Annotated in this window: 16 protein-coding genes; all 16 read right to left on the bottom strand. The window is 71.5% G+C overall.

The window, feature by feature from the left end; all coding sequences use genetic code 11:
• A partial coding sequence (locus ACILR4_RS22860; RefSeq protein ID WP_395703192.1) for a UDP-N-acetylglucosamine--N-acetylmuramyl-(pentapeptide) pyrophosphoryl-undecaprenol N-acetylglucosamine transferase occupies nt 1-743 on the bottom strand: 743 nt, incomplete at its 3' end.
• Nucleotides 744-816: 73 nt separating this feature from the next.
• Nucleotides 817-2,082, bottom strand: a complete 1,266-nt coding sequence (gene ftsW, locus ACILR4_RS22855; protein ID WP_395703191.1) for a putative lipid II flippase FtsW — start codon at nt 2,080-2,082, stop codon at nt 817-819.
• Nucleotides 2,079-3,812, bottom strand: a complete 1,734-nt coding sequence (murD, locus tag ACILR4_RS22850; protein WP_395703190.1) for a UDP-N-acetylmuramoyl-L-alanine--D-glutamate ligase — start codon at nt 3,810-3,812, stop codon at nt 2,079-2,081. Before murD ends, ftsW begins: the two co-directional genes overlap by 4 nt.
• A gap of 4 nt (nt 3,813-3,816) precedes the next feature.
• Nucleotides 3,817-4,995, bottom strand: a complete 1,179-nt coding sequence (gene mraY, locus ACILR4_RS22845; RefSeq protein ID WP_395703189.1) for a phospho-N-acetylmuramoyl-pentapeptide-transferase — start codon at nt 4,993-4,995, stop codon at nt 3,817-3,819.
• Complete coding sequence (murF, locus tag ACILR4_RS22840) at nt 4,985-6,376, bottom strand: UDP-N-acetylmuramoyl-tripeptide--D-alanyl-D-alanine ligase (protein WP_395703188.1); 1,392 nt, start codon at nt 6,374-6,376, stop codon at nt 4,985-4,987. Before murF ends, mraY begins: the two co-directional genes overlap by 11 nt.
• Nucleotides 6,377-6,384: 8 nt before the next feature.
• Complete coding sequence (locus ACILR4_RS22835; protein WP_395703187.1) at nt 6,385-7,935, bottom strand: UDP-N-acetylmuramoyl-L-alanyl-D-glutamate--2,6-diaminopimelate ligase; 1,551 nt, start codon at nt 7,933-7,935, stop codon at nt 6,385-6,387.
• A gap of 5 nt (nt 7,936-7,940) precedes the next feature.
• The gene (locus ACILR4_RS22830; RefSeq protein WP_395703186.1) at nt 7,941-9,713 is read right to left on the bottom strand and encodes a peptidoglycan D,D-transpeptidase FtsI family protein; all 1,773 of its coding nucleotides are present in this window, start codon (nt 9,711-9,713) and stop codon (nt 7,941-7,943) included.
• Nucleotides 9,710-9,994, bottom strand: a complete 285-nt coding sequence (gene ftsL / locus ACILR4_RS22825) for a cell division protein FtsL (protein ID WP_395703185.1) — start codon at nt 9,992-9,994, stop codon at nt 9,710-9,712. Before ftsL ends, ACILR4_RS22830 begins: the two co-directional genes overlap by 4 nt.
• Nucleotides 9,991-10,932, bottom strand: coding sequence for a 16S rRNA (cytosine(1402)-N(4))-methyltransferase RsmH (gene rsmH / locus ACILR4_RS22820; RefSeq protein WP_395703193.1), 942 nt, complete (start codon nt 10,930-10,932; stop codon nt 9,991-9,993). The genes ftsL and rsmH overlap by 4 nt, the downstream gene beginning before the upstream one ends.
• A complete protein-coding gene (gene mraZ / locus ACILR4_RS22815) occupies nt 10,932-11,372 on the bottom strand; it encodes a division/cell wall cluster transcriptional repressor MraZ (protein WP_395703184.1) in 441 nt (146 codons plus the stop codon). The genes rsmH and mraZ overlap by 1 nt, the downstream gene beginning before the upstream one ends.
• A gap of 250 nt (nt 11,373-11,622) precedes the next feature.
• Complete coding sequence (locus ACILR4_RS22810; protein WP_395703183.1) at nt 11,623-12,549, bottom strand: ACP S-malonyltransferase; 927 nt, start codon at nt 12,547-12,549, stop codon at nt 11,623-11,625.
• Nucleotides 12,546-13,430, bottom strand: coding sequence for a triphosphoribosyl-dephospho-CoA synthase (locus ACILR4_RS22805; protein WP_395703182.1), 885 nt, complete (start codon nt 13,428-13,430; stop codon nt 12,546-12,548). Before ACILR4_RS22805 ends, ACILR4_RS22810 begins: the two co-directional genes overlap by 4 nt.
• Nucleotides 13,427-14,122, bottom strand: a complete 696-nt coding sequence (mdcG, locus tag ACILR4_RS22800) for a malonate decarboxylase holo-[acyl-carrier-protein] synthase (protein ID WP_395703181.1) — start codon at nt 14,120-14,122, stop codon at nt 13,427-13,429. Before mdcG ends, ACILR4_RS22805 begins: the two co-directional genes overlap by 4 nt.
• On the bottom strand, nt 14,119-14,832 hold the full coding sequence (locus ACILR4_RS22795) for a biotin-independent malonate decarboxylase subunit gamma (RefSeq protein ID WP_395703180.1): 714 nt from the start codon (nt 14,830-14,832) through the stop codon (nt 14,119-14,121). The genes mdcG and ACILR4_RS22795 overlap by 4 nt, the downstream gene beginning before the upstream one ends.
• On the bottom strand, nt 14,832-15,728 hold the full coding sequence (locus tag ACILR4_RS22790) for a biotin-independent malonate decarboxylase subunit beta (RefSeq protein ID WP_395703179.1): 897 nt from the start codon (nt 15,726-15,728) through the stop codon (nt 14,832-14,834). The genes ACILR4_RS22795 and ACILR4_RS22790 overlap by 1 nt, the downstream gene beginning before the upstream one ends.
• Complete coding sequence (gene mdcC, locus ACILR4_RS22785) at nt 15,725-16,048, bottom strand: malonate decarboxylase acyl carrier protein (protein ID WP_395703178.1); 324 nt, start codon at nt 16,046-16,048, stop codon at nt 15,725-15,727. The genes ACILR4_RS22790 and mdcC overlap by 4 nt, the downstream gene beginning before the upstream one ends.

Below are 16,048 nucleotides of genomic sequence, written 5' to 3'. Positions count from 1 at the left end.
ATGTTGTCGATGAAGGGCAGCACCTCGGCTTCGAGGCCGGCCGCGGCATAGGCTGCGCGCACGGCATCGGCCTGCGTGGCGCCGGTCTGGTGGGTGACGATCGGCCGCGCGCCGGCGGGCAGGCGGGCGATGGCCGCCGGCAGGGCGGTGTTCAAGGCCTGTGCGCCCAGGCTGCCGCCCACCACCAGCAGGCGCAGCGGGCCGCTGCGACCGGCATAACGCTGATCCGGTGCGTCCATGGTCTCGATCTCGGTGCGCACCGGGTTGCCGGTGACCAGCCCGCGCTTGACGCCCTGCACCGCCGCGCCCTCGAAGCCGAAGGCCACGCGGTCGGCCACCGGCAGCAGCGCCTTGTTCGACAGCAGCAGGCCGGCATCGGCATTCACCAGCATCAGCGGCTTGCCCAGCAGCGAGGCCATCAGCCCGCCGGGAAAGCACACGTAGCCGCCCATGCCCAGCACCGCATCGGCACCGCGGCGGCGCAGGATGCGGAACGCTTCCCAGAAGGCCTTCAGCAGCCGCGCCCCGCCGGTCAGCGTCTGCACGAAGCTCTTGCCGCGCAGGCCGTTGAAGGCGATGGTGTCCAGCGGAATGTGCGTCGGCGGCACCAGCTTGTTCTCGATGCCGGTGCGCGTGCCCAGCCAGCTGATGGTCCAGCCGCGCTGCTGCAGCTCGCGCGCCACCGCGAGGCCGGGGATGACGTGGCCGCCGGAGCCCGCAGCCATGATGACCAGGTGCGGCATCACATCAGCCCCCAGGGCGCTGCGCGCCCGCCCCCCGAGGGGGTGAGCCGGCTTGGGGCGGCCCGGCGCCGGCTCACGCGCGCCCTCCCCGCATCATCTGCCGGTTCTCGACATCGACGCGCACCACGATCGCCAGCGCGATCAGGTTCATCAGGATCGCCGAGCCGCCGTAGCTCAGCAGCGGCAGCGTGAGGCCCTTGGTCGGGAGCGCGCCCAGGCTCACGCCCAGGTTGATCAGCGTCTGGCCACCCATCCAGACACCGATGCCCTGCACCATCAATCCGGCAAACACCCGATCCAGTGCCACCGCCTGGCGGCCGATGACGAAGATGCGACGGGTCAGCCAGAAGAACGCGACGATGACGATGGACACGCCGATGAAGCCGAGCTCCTCGCCGATCACCGCCATCAGGAAATCGGTGTGCGCCTCGGGCAGGTAGTGCAGCTTCTCGACGCTGGCCCCGAGCCCCTGGCCGGTGATCTCGCCGCGGCCGAAGGCGATCAGCGAATGCGTGAGCTGGTAGCCCTTGCCTTGCGAGTACACCGGGTCCCAGGGGTTCAGGAAGGCCAGGATGCGCTCGCGCCGCCAGGGGCTGGACGCGATCATCAGCGCGAAGGCGCCGATCAGCACCGCGAAGCTGAGGAAGAACATGCGCCCGTTGACGCCGCCGAGGAACAGGATGCCCAGCGCGATGACCGCGATGACGATGAACGCGCCCATGTCCGGCTCGGCCAGCAGCAGCAGGCCGATCACCGCCAGCGCCACCGCCATCGGCCACACGGCCTGGAAGAAGCGCTCCTTCACGTCCATCTTGCGCACCATGTAGCTGGCGGCGTACATCGCCATCGCCAGCTTGGCCAGCTCGCTCGGCTGGAAGTTCATGATGCCCAGCGGCAGCCAGCGCTTGGCGCCGTTGACACCCTTGCCCACATGCGGGATCAGCACCACCGCCAGCAGCAGCAGCGCGGCCACGAAGAGCCAGGGCGCGCACTTCTCCCAGACGTTGATCGGGATCTGCACCACCACCAGCGCGGCGATGAAGCCGATGGCCAGCGAGAACGCGTGCCGGTTGAGGAAATAGGTGGTCGAGTAGCGCGCGAACTTCGGGCTGTCGGGCAGCGCGACGCTGGCCGAATACACCATCACCAGCCCCAGCGCGAGCAGGCCGATCACCAGCCACACCAGGGTCTGGTCGAAGCCGGCGATGCGCGTGGGCTGGCCGCTGCGCGAGCCGGTCCAGTCGCGGATCGGCACGTCGTTCTCGCGCTCGCTGCGGGTGGACTGCCAGCGCTGGCGCAGCGCGCCGAGTCCCAGGCGGGCGAAGAGGCTGCCGCTCATTCCAGCATCTCCCCGCGGTCCAGCGCCCGCTGCCGCACCGCCTGCACGAAGACCTCGGCCCGGTGCGCGTAGTTGCGGAACATGTCCAGGCTGGCACAGGCCGGGCTCAGCAGCACGGCGTCTCCGGGCTGCGCCTGCGCGAAGCACCAGGCCACTGCGGCCGGCAGTGTCTCGTGGCGCTGGCGCGGCAGCCGGCTTTCGGCCAGCACCGCCTCGATGGCCTCGGCATCGCGGCCGATCAGTGCCACCGCGCGGGCATGACGTTCGATCGGCGCGGCCAGCGGCGTGAAGTCCTGGCCCTTGCCGTCGCCGCCGAGGATCAGCACCAGCTTCGCCGGCGCCTTGTCGGCGCCCAGGCCTTCCAGCGCCGCCACGGTGGCACCGACGTTGGTGCCCTTGCTGTCGTCGAAGGCCTCGACCCCGCCGACGCTGGCGATGAATTCCACGCGGTGCGGTTCGCCGCCGTACTCGCGCAGGCCGTGCAGCATCGGCGCCAGCGGGCAGCCGATGGCGGTGGCCAGTGCCAGCGCGGCCAGCGCGTTGGCGGCGTTGTGGCGGCCGCGCACGCGCAGCGCATCGGCCGGCATCAGGCGCTGCAGGTGGATCTCTTCCTCTTCGCCCTTGCGCAGCTTCAGGGTCTCGTCGGACTCCATCGCGCGCACCAGCCAGGCCATGCCGTTCTCGACGATCAGGCCGAAGTCGCCCGGGCGTTGCGGCGCGTCGAGGCCGAAGCGCAGCACCTTGCGCTGGACCGCCTTCGCGGGCCGGCCGCGCGCACCCTTCACCATCACCGGCGGCGGGATCATCGCCTCGACCCGCACATCGTCGCGGTTGATCACCATCACCGCCTGCTCGCCGAAGATGCGCGCCTTGGCGGCGGCATAGGCCTCCATCGAGCCATGCCAGTCCAGGTGGTCCTGCGTGATGTTCAGCACCGTGGCAGCGCTGGGCTCGAAGCCCTTCACGCCATCGAGCTGGAAGCTGGAGAGCTCCAGCACCCAGACATCGGGCAGATGCTCGAACACCGGCGCGGCCGGCGGCGGCGGGGCCAGCTGCAGCGGGGCCTCTTCGTCGGCCGGTGGCTGGGCCTCGTCCGCGGGCTCGGCCGGGGTCTCGTCGACCCGTTCGGCCGCCGGCTCGTCGCTTGGACGCTCAGGATCGGCGCTATCGTCAATCCCTTCCACTTCCACCTCGGCCACCGCTTCGGCCGGTGCCGGCTCCCGGTCCAGCGCCTCGGCCAGCGTGTCCAGCATCGTCGGCCCGATGTTGCCGGCCATCGCCACCCGCTTGCCGGCGCGCTCGACCAGCAGCGCGGTCATCGCGGTGGTGGTGGTCTTGCCGTTGGTGCCGGTGATGGCCAGCACGCGCGGCGCATAGCCGCGCTCGGCCTTCAGGTCGACCAGCGCGCGGGCGAACAGGTCCAGCTCGTTGCCGATCGCCAGGCCGATGCCTCGCGCAGCCTGCAGCAGCGGCGCCACGCGCGCGTCATGCGGCGCCAGTCCCGGGCTCTTCAGCACCAGCTGCACGCCGTTGAGCCGCTCGGCACCCAGCGCGCCGCTCAGCAACTGCACTTGCGGCAGCTCGGCGGCCAGCGTGGCGGCCTGCGGCGGCGCCTCGCGCGAATCCCACACCTGAACCGCGGCGCCATGGCGCGCGCACCAGCGCGCCATCGCCAGCCCGGATTCACCGAGGCCCAGCACGAGGACGGAAAGACCGGCGAGGTGCTTCATCGCGTCACCGCAGCTTCAGGCTGGCCAGGCCGACCAGGCACAGCAGCATCGTGATGATCCAGAAGCGGATCACCACCTGCGTTTCGGTCCAGCCGGACTTCTCGAAGTGGTGGTGCAGCGGCGCCATCTTGAAGATGCGCCGGCCCTCGCCGAACTTCTTCTTGGTGTACTTGAACCAGCTGACCTGCAGCATCACCGAGAGCACCTCGGCGACGAACACCGCGCCCATGATGCCCAGCACGATTTCCTGCCGCGTGATGACGGCGATGGTGCCCAAGGCGCCGCCCAGCGACAGCGCGCCGACATCGCCCATGAACACCTGCGCCGGATGGGCGTTGAACCACAGGAAGGCCAGGCCCGCGCCGGCCAGCGCGCCGCAGAAGATCAGCAGTTCGCCGGCGCCCGGGATGTACGGGAACAGCAGGTACTTCGAGTACACCGCATTGCCGACGATGTACGCGAAGATGCCGAGCGCCGAGCCCACCAGCACCACCGGCATGATGGCCAGGCCGTCGAGCCCGTCGGTGAAGTTCACCGCATTGCTGGCGCCGACGATGACGAAATAGGTCAGCGCGATGAAACCGAAAACGCCCAGCGGGTAGCTCACCGTCTTGAAGAACGGCAGCATCAGGTCGGCCTTGGGCGGCAGGTCGTTCGAGAAGCCGCTCTGCACCCAGCGGATGAACAGTTCCAGCACGCGCAGGTTGGTGGTCTCGGACACGCTGAACGCGAGGTACAGCGCGGCCACCAGGCCGATCAGCGATTGCCAGAAGAACTTCTCCTTCGAGCTCATGCCCTCGGGGTTCTTGTGCACGACCTTGCGCCAGTCGTCGACCCAGCCCACCGCGCCGAAGCCGAAGGTGACCAGCATCACCACCCAGACGAAGCGGTTGCTCCAGTCGAACCACAGCAAGGTGGCGGTGCCGATGCCGATGAGGATCAGCACGCCACCCATCGTCGGCGTGCCGTGCTTCTTCAGGTGCGCCTGCACGCCGTACTCGCGGATCGGCTGGCCGATCTTCATCTCGGTGAGCTTGCGGATCACCAGCGGGCCGAAACCCAGTCCGATCAGCAGCGCGGTCAGCGCCGACATCACCGCGCGGAACGTCAGGTACTGGAACACCCGCAGAAAGCCCCACTCGGGGTTCAGGGCCAGCAGCCACTGCGACAGGCTAAGCAGCATGGTGGTGCCCTTCGTTCGGCGCCGCCGCCGATTGCAGCGCCTGCACCACCCGTTCCATCGCCATGAAGCGAGATCCCTTCACCAGCACCGCGCCACAGGCCGGTGCTTCCTGGTTCAAGACTGCGAGCAAGGGCTCCACCCGCTCGAAATGGCGTGCGCCCGCGCCATAGGCCGCGGCGGCATGGGCCATCTGCGCGCCGGCGCACCAGAAGGCTTCGATGCCGCGCTCGCGCGCGAAGGCACCGACCTCGGCATGGAAGGCCGGCCCCTGGTCGCCGACTTCGCCCATGTCGCCCAGCAGCAGCCAGTGCGGACCCGGCAGCCCGGCCAGCAGCTCGATCGCGGCGCGCACCGAATCCGGGTTGGCGTTGTAGCTGTCGTTGACCAGCGTGACGACGCGGCCGGCCAGCGCGATGCGCAGCGCCTGCGAGCGGCCGTTGACCGGCCGGAAGGCTTCCAGGCCGCGCAGGATGGCCGTTAGGGGCGCCCCTGCCGCCAGCGCCGCCGCGGTAGCCGCCAGCGCATTGCGCACGTTGTGCTGGCCGGCGGCGTAAAGCATGAACTCGGCCTGGCCCGCCGGCGTGCGCACGCGCAACACCCAGTGGTCCTCGACCCATACCGCCTCGTCGACGACATCGGCCTGGCCGTGCAGCGCGAAGGTCAGCTGCGGCCGCGCACCGGCCTGCGTGTGCCACACCGGCGCCTGCAGGTCGTCGGCCGGGTACACCGCCACGCCGTTGGCAGGCAAGGCCTCGATCGCCGCGCCGTTCTCCAGCGCCACCGCGGCCACGCTGGCCATGAATTCCTGGTGCTCGCGCTGTGCGTTGTTGACGATGGCCACCGTGGGCTGCGCGATGCGCGCCAGCAGCGCGATCTCGCCCGGATGGTTCATGCCCAGTTCGACGACGGCGGCGCGGTGCGCGGGCCGCAGGCGTAGCACGGTGAGCGGCACGCCGATGTGGTTGTTGAGGTTGCCCTGCGTGGCCAGCGCCGCATCGCCCTGCCAGGCGCGCAGGATGCTGGCAAGCATCTGCGTCACGGTGGTCTTGCCATTGCTGCCGGCCACCGCGATCAGCGGCAGCGCATGGCGCGCGCGCCAGCCCTGCGCCAGCTGCTGCAGCGCGGCCAGCGTGTCGGGCACGACGAGGCCAGGCAGTCCGGCCGCTTCCAGCCCGTGCTCGGCGATGGCCGCAACCGCGCCGGCGGCACGCGCCTGCGCCAGGAAGTCATGCGCGTCGAAGCGCTCGCCGCGCAGCGCTACGAACAGGTCGCCAGCACGCAAGGACCGCGTGTCGGTGTGCACGCGCGCGATCGGCGTCGCGCCGTCGCCGACGAGCTGCGCGCCCGGCAGCAGCGCCTGGGCCTCGGCAAGCGTCATCATCAGGTCGCTCACGCGCCACCCCCGGCGCCGGCGCGCGCGGCCAGCGCGGCCGCCGCCTCGACGCGGTCGTCGAATGCATGCTTGATGCCGGCCACTTCCTGGTAGTCCTCGTGGCCCTTGCCGGCGACCAGCACCACGTCGCGTGCATCGGCGGAGCCCACCGCATGGGCGATGGCCGCGCGACGGTCCTCGATCACCGCGACACCGCTGCTGTCGCAGATGCCGGCGAGGATCTGCGACAGGATCAGCGCGGGCGCCTCGTCGCGCGGGTTGTCGCTGGTGATGACCACGCGGTCGGCCAGCCGGTGCGCCAGCGCGCCCATCAGCGGGCGCTTGGTCGCGTCGCGGTTGCCGCCGCAGCCGAACACCGCCCACAGCTGGCCGCCGCGCGCGCTGGCCAGCGCGCGCAAGGCCTGCAGCGCCTTGTCCAGCGCATCGGGCGTGTGGGCGTAGTCGACCACCACCTCGGGCTGGCCCGCTGCATCGGCCGCCACGCGCTGCATGCGGCCGGGCACCGGGGTCAGGCCCGGCACCACGCGCACCGCATCGGCCAGCGGAACACCCAGCGCCCTCAGCGCGCCGATCACACCCAGCAGGTTGCTGGCGTTGTAGTCGCCGATCAAGGTGCTGCGCACCGGCTGGACCTCGCCCCCTTCATGCAGCTCGAAGGCCAGGCCGCCGTCGACATAACGCAGATCATGTGCGACCAGGCGCGCCGGCGCGCCATGCGGCTTGACCGTGCAGGTCCAGAGGTCCAACGAGCCTGCGGCCAGCTCGGCGGCCAGTGCGGCGCCCTGCTCGTCGTCGACGTTGACCACCGCGGCGCGCAGGCCCGGCCAGCTGAACAGGCGGCGCTTCTCGGCCCAGTAGGCTGCCATGCTGCCGTGGTAGTCGAGGTGGTCGCGGGTGAAGTTGGTGAACTGCGCCACCGTGATCGGCGTGCCGGCCAGCCGGTGCTCGGCAATGCCGATCGACGAGGCCTCGATCGCGCAGTGCGCGAAGCCGGCATCGGCCATGCGGCGGAACGCGGCCTGCAGGGTCACCGGATCGGGCGTGGTCAGGCCGGTGAATTCAATGGTGCCGGCGCTGCCCGCCAGCGGCGGTTCCCCGACTCCCAGGGTACCGACCACACCGCAGCGGCGGCCCAGCAGCGTCAGGGCCTGCGCGGTCCACCAGGCGGTGGAGCTCTTGCCGTTGGTGCCGGTGACGGCGATCACCGGCATGCGCTGCGTCGGCTGGCCGAAGAACGCGGCGGCGATCTCGCCGGTGTGCGCCTTCAGGTTCGGCAGCGTGCCGATGCGTGCGTTGCCGTGGATGAAGCCGGTGTGGCCGTCCTCGTCGAAGCCGAAGGCCTCGATGCCCTCGCGCTCGACCAGGCAGGTGGTGGCGCCCGCGTCGAGCGCCGCGCGCACGTAGCGCCGGCCATCGGTGGCATGGCCGGGCCAGGCGATGAAGGCGTCGCCGCGCCGCACCAGGCGGCTGTCGCCGCGCAGCGTGCCGGTGACCCATTCGCCGAGCCAGCGGGCCGCGGCGTCGGGGGAGGACAGGTGCGTGAGCATGGCGATCAGAAACTCTCGTGCACCGGGGGCAGGGCCTTGGCCACGACCTGCGGCTTGACATCCAGGTCCGGCGGCACGCCCAGCATGCGCAGGGTCTGCTGCACCACCTGGCTGAACACCGGCGCGGCCACGTCGCCGCCGTAGTAGCCGCCGTTGGTCGGCTCGTCGACCATCACCGCGACGATGATGCGCGGCTTGTCGATCGGCGCCAGGCCGACGAACCACGAGCGGTACTTGTTGCTCGCGTAGCCCTTGCCTTCCTGCTTGTGCGCGGTGCCGCTCTTGCCGCCGACCGAGTAGCCGATGGTCTGCGCCTTCGGGCCGGTGCCGCCTGGGCCGGCGGCCATCTGCAGCATCTTGCGCACCTCGCGCGCGGTGTTGACCGAGAACACGCGCAGGCCCGGGCCATGCTGGTCCTGCCGCATGATGCTGATCGGGATCACCTCGCCGTCATTCGCGAAGGCGGTGTAGGCATGGGCCATCTGCAGCAGCGAGGCCGACAGGCCGTAGCCATAGGCCATCGTCGCCTGCTCGATCGGGCGCCAGCTCTTGTACGGGCGCAGCCGGCCGGTCACCGCGCCGGGGAAGTTGATCTGCGGCTTCTGGCCGTAGCCGACGTTGCTGAACAGCTCCCACAGCTCGCGCGGCTGCATCTGCAGCGCGATGCGCGCGGCGCCGATGTTGCTGGACTTCTGGATCACCTCCTGCACGGTGAGCAGCGGGTGCGTGTGGGCATCCTTGATCGCGACGCCGCCCACCACCAGGCTGCCGGGGGCGGTGACGATGGGCGTGTCGATCTTCACGCGGCCGGTCTCCAGTGCCCAGCCGATCACCAGCGGCTTCATCGTCGAGCCGGGCTCGAACACGTCGGTCAGCGCGCGGTTGCGCACCTGCGCGCCGGAGAGGTGGCTGCGCTCGGCGGGGTCGTAGCTCGGGTAGTTGGCCAGTGCGAGGATCTCGCCGGTCTGCACGTCCAGCACCACCACGCTGCCCGCCTTGGCACGGTGCTCGGCCACCGCGTCACGCACGCGCTGGTAGGCGAAGAACTGCACCTTGGAATCGATGGCCAGCTGGATGTCGCGGCCGTTGGCGGGATCGACGCTGGCGCCGAGGTCCTCGACGACGCGGCCGAGCCGGTCCTTCACCACGCCGCGCGAACCGTCCTTGCCCTGCAGTTCCTTCTGGAAGCCGAGTTCGATGCCCTCCTGGCCCTTGTCCTCGATGTTGGTGAAGCCGACCACGTGCGCGGCGGATTCACCTTCGGGATAACGGCGTTTGTACTCGCGTGTCTCGTACAGGCCCTTGATGCCCAGCGCCTTGATCTGCGCCCAGGCATCGGCATCGACCTGGCGCTTGATCCAGGCGAAGTTGCTGCTGCCACTGGCCATGCGCGCGTCGAACTCCTTCGCGTCCATGCCGATCAGCCGGAGCATCTGGCGCTTCTGCTCGGCGGTGGCCTCGAAGTCCTTCGGGATCGCCCAGACGCTGGGCGCGGGCACGCTGGTGGCCAGCAGCAGGCCGTTGCGGTCGAGGATGCGGCCGCGGCTGGCCGGCACGTCCAGCGTGTGGGCGTAGCGCTTCTCGCCCTGCATCTGGAAGAAGCTGGCGCCGATGATCTGCACATAGGCGGCCCGGCCCAGCAGCCCGGCGAAGCCCAGCCCGACCAGCGCGACGACGAAGCGGCTGCGCCAGTTCGGCGTCTTCGAGGCCAGCAGCGGGCTGGTGGCGTAGTTCACCGCGCGGGTGCTGCTGCGCTGAAGATTCTTTTTCGAGCTCATCGTGCCACTCCCGAGGCGGCCGGGTCGATCACGTACATCGTCACCGCCGGCGTCACGGTGCGCATCGCCAGCTTCTCGCGCGCGGTGCGCTCGACGCGCAGGCTGGTGGCCTGGGCCTGGCGCTCGGCCTCCAGGCGCTTGAACTCGCCTTCCAGCCGCGCGGCCTCGGACTCGGCCTTGTGGATCTCGGCGAACAGGCGGCGGCTGTCGTAGGCGCTTCGGATCAGCACCAGGCTGCTGGCGATAACAGCCAACAACAGCAGCAGGTTGAGGCGGGTCATGCCGCCACCTCGGTGCGCTCGGCCACGCGCAGGATCGCCGAGCGGGCGCGCGGGTTGGCGCGCACCTCGGCCTCGGAAGGCTTGATGCGCGCCAGCGCCTTCAGTCGCATCGGCTTCGGCGGCGCGAAAGGCGCGCGGCGGTCGACCACCTCGCGGCTTTCGCGCGCGATGAAGGTCTTCACGATGCGGTCCTCGAGCGAGTGGAAGCTGATCACGGCGAGGCGGCCTCCCGGCGACAGCAGCGGCAGCGACGCGGCTAGGGCCTGCTCGAGCTCCTCGAGCTCAGCGTTGACGAAAATCCGAAGAGCTTGAAATGTGCGCGTTGCAGGGTCCTGGCCCGGTTCGCGGGTCTTGACCGCACGAGCCACGATTTCGGCAAGCTCGCCGGTGCTTCGAACAGCACCCCCGCCCGCCCGGCGAGCAACAAGCGCCTTTGCAATCGGTACAGCAAACCGTTCTTCGCCGTAGTCACGGATCACCTCTGCAATCTGGCGCTCATCGGCGCGGGCCAGGAAATCCGCAGCGGTCTCGCCGCGGGTCGTGTCCATGCGCATGTCCAGCGGCGCATCGAATCGGAAGCTGAAGCCGCGCGCCGGGTTGTCGATCTGCGGCGAGCTGATGCCCAGGTCGAGCAGCAGGCCCTGCACCTGCACCAGGCCCAGCGCCGCCAGGGATTCCTGCAGCGTCGCGAAGCCGGCATGCACCACGCGCACCCGCGCATCGGCCTGCGCCAGCGCCTGGGCCACGGCGATCGCCTCGGGGTCCTTGTCGAACACCACCAGCGTGGCCGAGGGCGCCAGCCGTGCCAGCAGCGCGCGAGAATGGCCACCGCGGCCGAAGGTGCCATCGACATACACGCCGTCCTGGCGGGTGACGATCGCTTCGATCGCTTCGGCCAGGAGTACGGTGGTGTGCTGCCATGTCTGGGGCGTGGACATCAGATGACGAAGTCCTTGATGGCGTCGGGCATCCCGCCGGCCATCGTTTCCGCCTCGTGGGCGGCATGCCGCGCCACGTCCCATAACTCGAGCCGCTGACCCATGCCCAGCAGCAGCACGTCCTTTTCCAGCCCGGCGGCCTTGCGCAGCTCGGGCGAGATGCTCAGGCGCCCGGCGCCGTCGATCTCCACATCCACCGCGCTGCCGATGAAGATGCGCCGCCAGCCGTCAGCCGCCATCGGCAGCGCCATCAGCTTGTCGCGGAACTGCTCCCAGGCCGGGCGCGGGAACACCATCAGGCAGCCGACCGGGTGCTTGGTGAGCGTGAGCTGGCCGTTCGTGGCAGCCATCAGCAGCTCGCGATGGCGCGTCGGGACGCTGACGCGCCCCTTTGCATCCAGCGTCAGCGCTGACGTACCCTGAAACGGAAATCCCGACACCTTTTCCCACCTTCGCCCACTTGGGCACACTTTAGCCCATCAGCTGGGGTGGGTCAACGCGACGCGCTAGAAATAATCAATGAAATCAAATACTTAGTGGACGATCTGCAAGCGGTTCCGGAACGAAAAATATGCTTCAAAAATAAGAACTTAGCGGGGGGAGTGAAAGCGAAAGATGAGAAGGTGAGCCCTCGCTCGCCTCGGGTTTGCCCGCCGTCGAAGGGCCGGCCGGCACGGGCCGGCGGCGGGCTCAGCGCAGCTGGCGCTGAACCCAGTCGATGACCGCCGCCGCGCTGCGGAACTCGTCCACCGAGCGCGCCGGGACCTCGGGAAAGCGCTGGCGCCACATCGACGCCAGCGCGCTGCCCGGCCCGACCTCCAGCACGCAGCGCACGCGCTGGGCGTGCACCGCGTCCAGGCAGTCGGCCCAGCGCACGGTGCTGGCGATCTGGCCGGCCAGCGCCCGGCGCGCGTCCTCGGCCCGGCGCACGCGGGCGCCGCTGAGGTTGGCGAACAGCGGGCAGCGCGGCGGCCGCAGGTCGTGCGCGTCCAGCGCCCGCGCGAAGCCGGCCGCGGCCTCGGTCAGCATCGGCACATGCGAGGCGATGGCCACGTTCAGCGGCTTGCAGCGCAGGCCCAGCCCCTCCAGCGCGACCGCCGCACGGGCCAGTGCGGCCTGGGGCCCGCCCAGGATCGCGGCGTCCGCGCCCAGATCGATCGCCAGGCCCAGGCCTGGGTCGCGCTCGCGCGCCTGCGCCAGCAGGTCCAGGACCCGGCTGCGCGGGCCGGCCACGGACAGCAGTCCGCCGCCTTCCCCGGCCTGCGCCAGGGCCTGGTCCATGCACGCAACGCGCTGTTGCGCCAGCTGCAGTGCCATCGCGTCGCTGAACACGCCGGCCGCCGCAAAGGCCGCCAGCTCGCCGACGCTGTAGCCAGCCAGCGCGCCGACCGGCGGCAGCCCGGCCTCGATCTGGCGCCAGGCGGCCAGGCCCAGGCCGGTGAGCAGCACCTGCGCATGCCGATTGGTCGTCGCCCAAGCCGGGTCGGACAGCGCCGCGCGCCAGTCGCGGGTGCCGAGTGCCTCGCAGGTCTGCGCGACCAGCGCATCCTCCGCGAGCCAGGGCAGCATCAGCGGATGCTGGGTGCCCTGGCCACCGAACAACACCGCCAGCGTCACGCCGCTGCCTGGACCACGCCGATGCGCTGCAGGAAGCACAGCACGGCCAGCATGTCCGCCGCCCCGCCGGGCGACAGCCGCCGCGCGACGAACGCGCGCCCGATGGCGCGTGCCGCGTGCTGCTCTTCGTCGTCGTGCACGCCGTGCGTGGCCAGGTAGCCCGCCGCCGCCGCGCGCGCGAAGCGCAGGCCCTCGAGTCCGCCGCGGTGTGCGAGGTTGGCATCGTCGAGCGCGAGGATCAGGCGGAACAGGGCGCGCCGCCGCGCGCTGGCCAATGCGGCGCCGGCGCCCAGCTCGGCCTGGTAGGCCGGCAGCACCGTGTCGAACAGCGCGGGAAAGCCGAGCGCGGCTTCGGCCGACGCGCTGCGCAGGCCATGGCGCGCCGCGGCCAGGCCGCCCGGGCGCGGCGAGGGCCGCAGCGCCCGTTGCCGCAACGCGGCGCCCCAGTGTGAGAGCAGGCGGGCCCGCACCGCGGCCGCATCGCAGCCCCGGTCCGGCCGCCAGGCCGCCGCCGCGGCGGCACAGACCAGGCCCAGCGAGAAGATGGCGCCGCGGTGCGTGTTGATGCCGCCGGTGGCCGCCAGCATGCGCTGCTCGGCCTGGCGCCCGCAGCGTTCCAGCTCGGCGAACGCGGCGCCCCGTGCGCCCAGCCCGGCGATCTGCCCGAAGTAGCCGCGCAGCGCGAACAGACTGCGCAGGAAAGTCTGGGCATCCATGTCGGCATGGCTGCCGCTGTCCTGCAGCGTCACCAGGCCCGGCTTGGGCGACAGCGCCAGCTCGTCGTACAGCGCCAGCGTGGCGGCACGGCCGAATGCCCGGGCCCACGGCGCATCGCCCGCCGCCGGGTCAGCCGCCGCTGGCGTGCAGGCGAGCGCGATCATGCGGCCGCCCGCTCGCGCCGCCCCAGCCGCGCGGCGCCCTGCCCGGCGTCGAGCAGCCAGGCCCCGCCCAGGTCCTTCACCAGCACCTGCCGCACCGCCCCGCTGCGCCACGGCCGCCATTCGCGCCAGGCCACCGCCGAGCCGTCGGGAAAGCACAGTTCGCCATCCAGCCGCGGCATCGGCCCGTAGGCCTGGGCCTCCAGCAGCGCCGCGATGGCATCGGCATGGTCGGCGTCCTGCACCGTGATCCACAGGTCGATGTCCGAGCCTGGGTGCAGGTAGGGCAAGCCGGTGAGCGCCTGCCAGCCGTGGCTGCCGTAGACCCGCGCGACGGCGCCCTCGTACTGCAGGCGGTCGCACAGCCGCTGCCAGCTGGCGCGCAAGGGACGCGGCAGCATGGGCTCGATGCGCGCGGCCAGCGGAAACTCGTCGAACCAGCCGACCTGGCTGCGGTCGACGCGCAAGGCCAGGCGCTGGCGCTGCCAGGCGATCGGTGCGGCCAGCCCGAGCCGCAGTTCGCCACCGGACCTTGCCTGCGCGCTGGCGCCCTGGCAGCCCACCACCAGCGGCAGCCCACGCGCTTCCCACAGCGCCAGGCAGGGCTGCAGCGCAGTCTGCGCGGCCTGGGCCCGCAGCGCGCGCCAGCCGCTGGCCTGCAGCCGCACCAGCTGGTGCCGATGCAGCGGGGTCATGGCGCCACCGGCTCGGCGTCCAGCACCTGCTGCGCCACCCGCTCGGCCAGCAAGCGCCCGCCGCGGGCGCGGCCGTCGGCCGCCCGACGGTCCGTGGCCGGCAGGTCCGCGAAGGCGGCGCGCAGGGCCACGCGCAGGTCGCCCTGCCACAGCCGGCGCACGCCGCCCATCGCGACGTAGTTGTCGACGCCCGGCGCGAACACCGGGTTCGTCGCCGACAGGCTGGTCAGCAAGGCCTCGGGCAACTTGGTCACGCGCGCCATCGCCGGGATGCGCATCACGCGGATCTCGGCGCCCGGCAGCGCGTCGCAGGCATCGGCGATGAGCCCGGAGGTGATGAAGCCGCCGGACAGCGCCTGGTCGTACACCAGCCCCAGCACGCGGTGGCCACGGCGCCGCGCCAGGTCGATGCACAGGCCCAGGTGCGCCATCGCGCGGTTGATGCCCAGCAGCTCGTCGCGCCGCCGCAGCTGCTGGCCTTGCGTGTCGACCAGCAGCAGGATCGCGCGGCCCGGATGCTGCTCGATCGTGTCCAGCACGCGCCGCGCCTGCGCCAGCGCGAGCGCGAAGCCGACCGGCGCATGGTGCGTGGTGCCGACGACGGCGAGGGTCTCGCCGTCCAGGTCGGCGCTGCCGTGCAGCAGGTCGCCGGTAGCGGTGATGTCATGCTGCGCGCCGAACAGCGCCTGCACCAGGGCCTGCCACGCCATCACGCCGCTCCTTCGATCGAGGCCGGGCGCCGCAGCGCCGCCACCTCACGGTCGGCCACCCGTTCGGGCTCGGCCACGCCCAGCCGCCGCCACAGCTCGACCGCCTCGTCGCCCATGGGCAGGTCCTGCGCCATCGCGAGCCTTTGCGCGAGCAGCGCGTGCTCGGCCTGCAGGCTGGCCAGCGTGACCGGCGCGGCCGCGTCGAGCGACGCGATGGCGGCCGCGCGGAACGCGGCGACATCGTCCTCGACCAGTGCATCGCAATCGCCGGTCAGCCAGCGGTGCTTGCCGCCGGAGGTGCGCCACACCAGGGCCCGGTCGCGCGCGTCGTATTCCTCGACGCCATGGCTGGCCTCGATGACCTCGGGCCCGGACATCGCGAGGCGGCCGACATCGCTCATCAGCACCCGGTCGGCGCAGCGGGCGACGAGGCCCATGCCGCCGAAGCAGCCGTTGGCGCCGCCGATCAGCACGATGACCGGGATGCCGGCCGCACGGGTGTCCAGCAGCGCCCGCATCACTTCCGACACGGCGATCAGGCCGGCATTCGCCTCGTGCAGGCGCACGCCGCCGGATTCGGCCAGCAGCAGCACCGCGTCGACCCGCTCGCGCACCGCGCGCCGGAACAGGCCCACCAGCTTGGCGCCATGCACCTCGCCGACGCCACCGCCCATGAAGGCACCCTCCTGCGCCGCCACCGCCACCGGCCGGCCGGCCAGCCGCGCCAGGCCGATGACCACGCCGTCGTCGAAGGCGCAGGGCAGGCCCAGCGCCGCCAGGTGCGGGCTGATAACGCGCGAAGCGGGCGGCAGCAGCTCGCGCAGCGAGCCCTCATCCAGCAGCCGCGCCAGGCGCTGCCGTGCCGTGCATTCGGAGAACGAGGTCCCGGCGCTCATTGCGGCAGCTCCCGCACGGCCTGTTCCAGCCGCAGGCTGACGACGGCGGGCGTCGCGCCCATGTCGTGGATCGAGATGGTCACGCCGGACAGCGCATGCCGGTCCTGGAAGTCGCGCAGCACCGCTTCCCAGATCGGCGCGAAGCCGCGCGCCGAGGTCTCGATGCGAAAGCGGCAGCCGCTGCCGGCCTCGGGCTCCACCAGCACTTCGAGGTTGCCCGAGCCGACCACGCCCACCAGCACCGGGCTGAAGGCACCGGCGGGGCGCTGCCCCTCGAAGTCGAATTGCAGGGCTTCGAGCCCCGGAGACATGTCTGCCAT

The organism is Aquabacterium sp. (assembly GCF_044226965.1).
Taxonomy (GTDB): domain Bacteria; phylum Pseudomonadota; class Gammaproteobacteria; order Burkholderiales; family Burkholderiaceae_C; genus Pseudaquabacterium.
Note: the sequence above shows the minus strand (reverse complement) of the source record. Positions and strands in the feature narration are given on the sequence as shown.